The sequence below is a fragment of the Binatus sp. (SeqCode) genome (assembly GCF_036522015.1).
GTDB lineage: Bacteria > Desulfobacterota > Binatia > Binatales > Binataceae > Binatus.
In genome coordinates this window covers 1-7,527 of the sequence record NZ_DATDGQ010000007.1, presented here as the reverse complement: position 1 = coordinate 7,527, position 7,527 = coordinate 1, and the positions used below count along the sequence as shown (strand labels likewise).

8 protein-coding genes and 1 pseudogene are annotated in these 7,527 nt (G+C 61.1%); 8 read left to right on the top strand and 1 reads right to left on the bottom strand.

Features of this window, described 5'->3' with window-relative positions; genetic code table 11:
* The first annotated feature begins 365 nt into the window (after positions 1 to 365).
* The 8 genes from VIW95_RS00450 (at position 366) to VIW95_RS17420 (ending at position 6,790) form a co-directional block, all read left to right on the top strand.
* Positions 366 to 1,019, top strand: a complete 654-nt coding sequence (locus tag VIW95_RS00450; RefSeq protein ID WP_331582879.1) for a TetR/AcrR family transcriptional regulator — start codon at positions 366 to 368, stop codon at positions 1,017 to 1,019.
* 38 nt (positions 1,020 to 1,057) lie between these two features.
* The gene (locus VIW95_RS00445; protein ID WP_331582877.1) at positions 1,058 to 1,678 is read left to right on the top strand and encodes a hypothetical protein; all 621 of its coding nucleotides are present in this window, start codon (positions 1,058 to 1,060) and stop codon (positions 1,676 to 1,678) included.
* Between the two features lie 17 nt (positions 1,679 to 1,695).
* Complete coding sequence (locus VIW95_RS00440) at positions 1,696 to 2,091, top strand: hypothetical protein (protein ID WP_331582875.1); 396 nt, start codon at positions 1,696 to 1,698, stop codon at positions 2,089 to 2,091.
* Positions 2,084 to 2,470 carry a hypothetical protein gene (locus VIW95_RS00435; RefSeq protein WP_331582873.1) on the top strand — a complete coding sequence of 129 codons (387 nt, stop codon included), beginning with the start codon at positions 2,084 to 2,086 and terminating at the stop codon, positions 2,468 to 2,470. Before VIW95_RS00440 ends, VIW95_RS00435 begins: the two co-directional genes overlap by 8 nt.
* Before the next feature lie 19 nt (positions 2,471 to 2,489).
* On the top strand, positions 2,490 to 3,290 hold the full coding sequence (locus tag VIW95_RS00430) for a DUF455 family protein (protein ID WP_331582871.1): 801 nt from the start codon (positions 2,490 to 2,492) through the stop codon (positions 3,288 to 3,290).
* A 34-nt stretch (positions 3,291 to 3,324) separates the two neighbouring features.
* Positions 3,325 to 4,095, top strand: a complete 771-nt coding sequence (locus VIW95_RS00425) for a DUF455 family protein (protein WP_331582869.1) — start codon at positions 3,325 to 3,327, stop codon at positions 4,093 to 4,095.
* Between the two features lie 238 nt (positions 4,096 to 4,333).
* Positions 4,334 to 6,154, top strand: a complete 1,821-nt coding sequence (locus VIW95_RS00420; RefSeq protein ID WP_331582866.1) for a phosphoenolpyruvate carboxykinase (GTP) — start codon at positions 4,334 to 4,336, stop codon at positions 6,152 to 6,154.
* A gap of 276 nt (positions 6,155 to 6,430) precedes the next feature.
* Complete coding sequence (locus VIW95_RS17420) at positions 6,431 to 6,790, top strand: endonuclease domain-containing protein (RefSeq protein WP_349259267.1); 360 nt, start codon at positions 6,431 to 6,433, stop codon at positions 6,788 to 6,790.
* 184 nt (positions 6,791 to 6,974) lie between these two features.
* On the opposite strand, the pseudogene VIW95_RS00410 reads toward VIW95_RS17420, so the two are convergent.
* Positions 6,975 to 7,527: pseudogene (locus VIW95_RS00410) on the bottom strand (cell division protein FtsZ); the annotation flags it as partial.

Below are 7,527 nucleotides of genomic sequence, written 5' to 3'. Positions count from 1 at the left end.
CAACACAGATGCTAACGTGATTTGTCCGAGGTCTAATTGCCGATACGAATTGCGGGCGTGCAGCGTCGCAGAGACGCAGGCAAACCGTGGTTTCCAACCTCGGACCTGCTTCCGATCCGCCGCCGGTTCTGCCGTAAACGTCCTGGATCCCGCTGAATGGTCTTCGGATTGATGCCTGTCTGGTTTATTGAGACTTCCCTTCCCTTCGGGCCAAGCAAGAGCCCGGCATCTCTTAAACAGAAAAATAGGCTCGTTCTCGGGTCTTCTTTGTTGTCTCAAGCTTCTTCTGGTTCAAGCGGGCCTAAGCCTTGACAAATGAACGTTCATTCAGTACGGTTTTTGGCTATCCGGATCGGTCCATATCAATGCCACGAGTTGCTGAAGCCCTACGCGCGCCTGCTCAGGACGAGACTTTAGTCAAGTCGCGGCGGCGGCAGATTTTTCTGGCGGCTTGCCGGGTGCTGGCGCGAAAATCGTTTCATGAGGCGTCGGTGAAGGAGCTGGCGCTCGAGGCGGGGATCGCGGCTGGATCCATTTATCTTTATCTCGGCAGCAAGGACGAGATTATTCCGTTGATTGCCGAGTCGATGGTCGCGGAGTTTGTCGAGATGCTGCCCGCGATTCGCGAGCGCACCGTCGGCGACCCGCGGCGTGAACTGATCGACGTGATGCGCGCGATTCTCGACGTGATCGATCGATATCGCGAAGCCTTCAACGTGCTGCATCACGAGGCCCGCTATCTCGAGCGCCGCCCGCAGTATCGCACGGCGATGAAAAAGATTGGCAGCGACTACCTTGGGGCGGTCGCAGAGATTATCGAGCGCGGCCGGCGCCTCGGCGTGATTCATTTTGAGGATTCGCGCAGCGCCGTTCACGCGATTCACATGCTGTGCGCGGGATGGGCGATGGGGGCGAACAATCTCAAGGGCACTGACAAGGAAACTTACTGGCGCGAGATTGCGGCGATCGTCGAAGGCCGTTTTTTCGCGTCCGCCAATGGAGCGAGCATCAGCCGTTAGTCGCTGACGCGGCGCGGATACTATCGAGGAGTTTCGAGATGGCACTTTACGACCGGCGAACTCTCGAGGGCGTTTACAGCGTCCGCCAGAGCGTCATCTACATCCAGAACTATCGCTACGCCGAGGAGCGCATGATGCGCATGATGGCCGGGTGGATCGCGCTGACGCCGGAGCTCGCGGTCAAGCTCGAGATGGCCAAGCAGGTGTACGAGGACGCGCTGCATACCGACGCGCTCGGCAAGCGATTGCCCGAACTTCGCGCGCAGCCGCAGATTTCCAAGCCACCCAACGACGCCTTCGTCACGTTCATGAACGCGCTCGAGGATAAGGAAGAGTGGGAGGACACGATCGAGCGGCTGGTCGGAATCTACCGGGTGCTGAAGCCGCATTTGATTTCGCACTACAGCTCGCATCTGACCGCGATGAATCCGGTTTACGAGCCCCCTACCCTGCGAATTCTGCAGCGGCTGGTCGAAGAGGAGAAAGGCCACGTCGAGCGCGGCAGCGTGCTGCTCAATGAGCTGCTCGACTCGAAGGAAAAGCATCTGCGCGCGGCGAATTGGCAATCGCATCTTGAAGGATTGCTCGGCGCGTCGGGCGGAGTGACGGGCTTTGAAGCGGAAGCAGAGCAGCCGCGCAAGAAAGTCGGACGCAGCTGAGCGCGCGCGGGAGCGATATGAAGAAGTTGGACGATATCACTGACCTGCGCGAGGCGATCGCGACGCATGCGGCGGCGCTCGCAGCGGGCGACAACGCAAGCGCAGAAGCGTTCGCGCTGCCAGGAGCTCTCGAAGCGCATCGGCAGGCGGCGGCGGAAATCGCGCGAATCGCCAGGCCGGTCGCAGTCGAAGCGCTCGCGCTGGCGAAGGTCGGCTTTCAGTACATCTCGAAAATCAGATTCACGAACGGCGGCGCGATGCGTCGCGTGCTCTACCGATGGCGCAAAGAGGCCGACGGCAAGTGGCTGATCGTCAGCGTCGAGGACACGACGGGCAAGCGATCGTCGTGGAGCGACATTCCCGAGCTGGCGGCCGCGGTGGCGCAAGCTCGCGCGGGGAACGGCAATGCCTGATCTCGGAGAACGCGGCAATGTGATGGGCCCGCAGCCGATTGCGGCGATCGTCGAGCCGCCCGCGGCGATGCTCGCGGCGGCAGAGCATCTGCTGAACGCGCTAATCCGCGGCGAGCTGGCGAGCGTCGAGGCGATGACGCCGCCGCATGTGCGCGACGAAATGATTCAGATCGCGAAAGAGATTCCGCCGAACCGCTATGATAAGTTTGAGTTGATTGGACGCGCACGCGTCGCAAAGCATTATTTTTTGAAAGCGCAACTTACCGGTGCCAATGCCGAACCGTTCAAGTTTCAGTTCAGGCTCGGCGAGACCGACGGCAAGTGGACGGTGCGCGAGGCGTTGAATCTGACCGGTCGCCGGTCGGCATGGAGCAGGTAAAGAAGGAAAGGAGATCGCGATGCAGAGAATGATTCCCGTTGACAAGCTGGCGCGTCCCGAGGACCACATCCTGCTGCCCGCGAATCGGACGCGCAACGCGCGCAGCGAACAGGGATTGTCGCCCGGCAACGCGATGCCGTACGAGGACGATTTTCTGAAGTCGCGCATGCACGGGATTTGCGGCGGCGAATTCCAGGCGATGGAAGCAGCCGGGCGCACGCTCTACGATTTTCCCGACGCGCCGTGGGAATTCCAGCTCGATATGGCGCGCCAGGTGTGGGACGAATCGCGGCACGCCGAGATCTATATGAAGCTGCTCGAGTACGTCGGCTCCTACTACGGTGAATTTCCCGAAGGTGAAGTGCTGTGGTCGTGCACCCAGGCCGAGGATCCCGCGGCGCGCGTGGCGGGAATCAATCGCGGACTCGAGGGGCTCGCGTGCGACGTGTTCGAGCAACTGATTCGGATCGCGCAGAAGATGGGCGACACGATTATCGAACGATCGGTAGATTACGTGCTCGCCGACGAGATCACTCACGTGCGCATGGGTTCGCAGTGGATGCGCAAGCTGACCGAGGGCGACCCTGCGCGCTTCAAGCGGGCGCAGGAGTTCCAGGATCGGATCGACGAGCTGTTCAACTTCGGCCCCGGCCGCAAGCACGTCGAAGACGTCGATCACGTCAAGCAGCGCATCAACGGCACGGAAATCGAAATCGACTCGGGAATCACGATCGCCCGCGAGGCGCGCCTGCTCGCCGGTTTCACCGAAGAGGAGATCGATCGCCTCGTCAAAGGCTTCGGCAAGAGCTCTGCATACTAGACGCTAAAGATTTCACTGAAGAACTGAAAAAATCATGGAAAAATGTATCCCCGTTGATCGCCTCGCCCGTCCTGACAATTGGGTCGTGTTGCGCAGCCGCCAGGTCCGCGAAATTCGCGAGGAGCAGGGCCTCGAAGGCGGACGGCCGATGCCGTTCGACGAGGAGACGTTGCGCTCGCGCTTGCACGGAATCTACACGGGCGAGTTGCAGGCCATGGAAGCGGCGGGCCGCACGCTGTTCGATTTTCCCGACGCGCCGTGGGAGTTTCAGCTAGATATGGCGCGGCAAGTGTGGGACGAAGCGCGCCACAGCGAAATTTTCCAGCGCCTGGTCGAGTACATGGGCGGGCATCCAGGGGACTACGTCGAGACGGAGATTTTGTGGCGATGCACGCAAGCGATGGATCCCGCAGCGCGCGTCGCGGGTATCAACCGCGGGCTCGAGGGCCTCGCGTGCGACGTTTTCGATCAGCTCATTCGGATCGCGCAGCGCAACGGCGACGAGGTGATCGAGCGCTCGGTGGACTACGTACTGGCTGACGAGATCACGCACGTCCGGATGGGATCGAAGTGGATGCGCAAGCTGACGGAGGGCGACCCCGAGCGGCTCGCGAAGGCGCAGGCGTTCCAGGACATGGTCGACGAGGTCTTCAACTTCCGCGGCGGACGCCTGGCGCAGGAAGATATCGAGAACGATGACGGGCAAGTGGTCTCAATCGCGAAAGAAGCGCGCATGCTCGCGGGATTCACCGAAGAAGAAATCCAGCGATTGATCAACTCCGCTCGCAAGAGCGCGGCATACTAGCAGTAGCCGCGCGACAAAATCTTTTAATCCGGGCGCGATTTGCGACCGCACGTTGCGAGTGAAGTGTGGCGCGGGCTCTTTTGCCTGCTCGAGGCCCTAAAGAATTACTTATATTCCTCCCCTTGATTATTCTAATCTGCTAATCTACATATTACGTTCCCATGACGATGAGATTGCATTTGGCGCATCTGATTGAATAGGAATTACGTTTCACAAGGACCGACGTGGAGCGCATGAAGTGACGGCCGACCGCAACGACAACGCCAAGAGTTCGCCAACCAGCAGCCGTGCGTTGCGCGATTGGGTCAAAGAAGTTGCCGCGCTCACGAAGCCGGACACGATAGTTTGGTGCGACGGTTCCGAAGCGGAGAAGACTCGGCTCACCAAGCAGGCAGTCGCCGCGGGAATACTGATCGAGCTCAACCAGGACAAGCGGCCCGGCTGCTACCTGCATCGCTCGAACCCCAACGACGTCGCGCGCACCGAACAACTGACCTTCGTCTGCACTCCCAACGAAATCGACGCCGGGCCGACTAACAACTGGTCGGAGCCCGCCGCCACCTATGCCAAGCTGCGCGGATTTTTAGACGGCTCGATGCGCGGGCGCACGATGTACGTGGTGCCGTACGTGATGGGTCCGCTGGGATCGCCCTTGTCGAAGGTCGGCGTCGAGCTGACTGACAGCATCTACGTCGTGCTGAACATGCGAATCATGACGCGGATGGGCAAGGCCGCGCTCGAGCAACTTGGAGACTCGAGCGATTTCAATCGCGGAATTCACAGTACGCTCGATTTGAATCGCGAGCATCGCCTGATTTGCCACTTCCCGCAGGACAACACGATCATTTCGGTCGGGAGCGGATACGGTGGCAACGCACTGCTCAGCAAAAAATGTTTCGCGCTTCGAATCGCAAGCGTGCTCGGCCGCGACGAGGGCTGGCTCGCCGAGCACATGCTGATCCTCGGCCTGCAGAGCCCCGAGGGCGAGACCACCTACATCGCGGCAGCGTTCCCGAGTGCATGCGGCAAGACCAATCTCGCGATGCTCACGCCCCCGGCCGAATTCAAGGGCTGGAAAGTTTTCACGGTCGGCGACGATATCGCGTGGATGCGGGTCGGCCCCGACGGTGGGCTGTGGGCCGTCAATCCTGAAAACGGGTACTTCGGCGTGGCGCCCGGCACCAGCGCGAAATCCAATCTGAACGCGATGAAGATGGTCGAGCACGATACGATTTTCACCAACGTCGCGATGACGCCCGACGGCGACGTGTGGTGGGAAGGCATGGACGTGCCCGCGCCCGAGGGCCTGCTCGATTGGCAGGGGCGGCCGTGGAAACGCGGCTCGACCGAAAAGGCGGCGCATCCCAACAGCCGCTTCACGACGCCGATGCGCAACAATCCCGCGTGGTCGCCGCAAGCTGACGATCCGCGGGGCGTACCGATTTCCGCGATCATTTTCGGCGGACGCCGCGCCTCGACGGTGCCGCTCGTGCTCGAATCGATGGACTGGACGCATGGCGTTTTCATGGGCGCGACGATGGGTTCGGAAACGACGGCGGCGGCTTCAGGAGCGGTCGGCGTGCTGCGGCGCGATCCGATGGCGATGCTGCCGTTCTGCGGCTACAACATGGGCGATTATTTCGCGCACTGGCTGAAGATGCGCGGTGCAATCAAAAAACCGCCGCGCATTTTCATGGTCAACTGGTTCCGCAAGGGCGCGGACGGCAATTTCATCTGGCCCGGTTACGGCGAAAACCTGCGCGTGCTCAAGTGGATGCTCGATCGAATCCACGGACGCGCCAACGGCCGCGCGACGCCGGTCGGGATCGTTCCCGATGAAGCAGAACTCGATTTGAAGGGCCTCGATCTCACCAAGAGCGCGGCGCGAGAAACACTCGCGATAAATCCGGCGGAATGGAAAGCGGAACTGGAATCCGCCGCGGAATTTTTCGAAAAGATCGGTTCGACGATGCCGAAGGAGTTGAAAGAACGCCGCCAGGCGATCCTGAAATCGCTCAACGGCGAAGCACCCGCACCGCGCGCCGCCGCCAGCCGCTGACCAATTTCACAGAGACGGCGCGAATATGGCGCCGCCTCGGAAAGCGATCTTAGGGCGGCGCTTGCTGGTGGCGCGGCGGAAGCGGCGCCTCTGCCAAGAAAGCGATTTCTTCTTGCCCGCGATCGATGCCTTCCGCGGTGCCTTCTTCCCCTCTCCCGCAGGGAGAGGATCGAAGGTGAGGGACCTTATCCAGCGCGCTCCTCGCGCGTGATTCCCAGATTCTGGTTCTCTGCGTGCCTTGTTTTCCCGTCCGGATTCGAGAAACTTCTCGAAGCGATGCCTTCGTCCGAGTCGTCTCACGAAACAGCCCGCAAACTCCGCCGCCAGCAGACTGCGGCGGAGCAAATCCTCTGGCGGCATCTGCGAGGCAGACGAATCTGCAACGCGAAGTTCCGCCGTCAATTTCCCATTGGACCGTACTTCACTGATTTCTGTTCGATCGAGCGTCGAGTCATCGTAGAGCTCGATGGCAGCCAGCATGCGGATCACTCTGGCGACGACGAAGTACGCACAAGCTACCTCATTTCACGCGGGTATCTCGTGCTTCGATTCTGGAATGATCAAGTGCTCAAGAGCGCCGACGCGGTACTGGCAGGGATCGAGAAAGTTCTGAGCCTTGATTCTTCAGAATCTTGAATTGCGCGCGAAAAAATCGCGCGCTGAGTTAGGTCCCTCACCTTCGATCCTCTCCCTTCGGGAGAGGGAAGAGCGACCCCCGCCTTGTGTGCCCAGGGTGCCATGAATAGCAATTCAGATGCTGAAGGGCCCGGCGTCATTGGCCGGGCCCTACAAACCCCATCTGCGTGAAGAGCTACGCGCGCTAGTCGAGGTGCTTGCGCAGGAAGGTCGGGATGTCCAGCTTGTCGTCGCCGTCGAGCAGCGAATTCGGCTCGAGTTTTTCGCCTTCCGCCAGGCCGCCCTCCTCGCCGCGCCGTCTGAAGGCCGGTATGTCGAGCGTGTTGTCGTCGACGACCAGGCCCATCCGGCGCACCGGCTTGTTCCCCGGGAACATTCGCACCTGCCCCGCCTGCGCGGCCGGCGCCGGCTGTTTGACCTCCATCGGATCTACGGCCCGCGTCGCGGCCGCCGCAATCGGCGTGGTGACAGGCGCGCCTGACGGCGAGTAGCGCGACGAGGTTCGGTCGAGATCGCCAAAGCCGGTCGCGATTACCGTGACGCGAATCTCGTCCGACATCGCGTCGTCGATCACCGCGCCGAATATGATGTTCGCGTCTTCGTGCGCTTCTTCCTGGATCAGGCTGGCCGCCTCGTTGACCTCGTAGAGCGACAGGTCACTGCCACCGGTCACGTTGATCAACAGGCCGCGGGCGCCCTTGAGGGAAAGGTCCTCGAGCAGCGGGCTGGAGATCGCG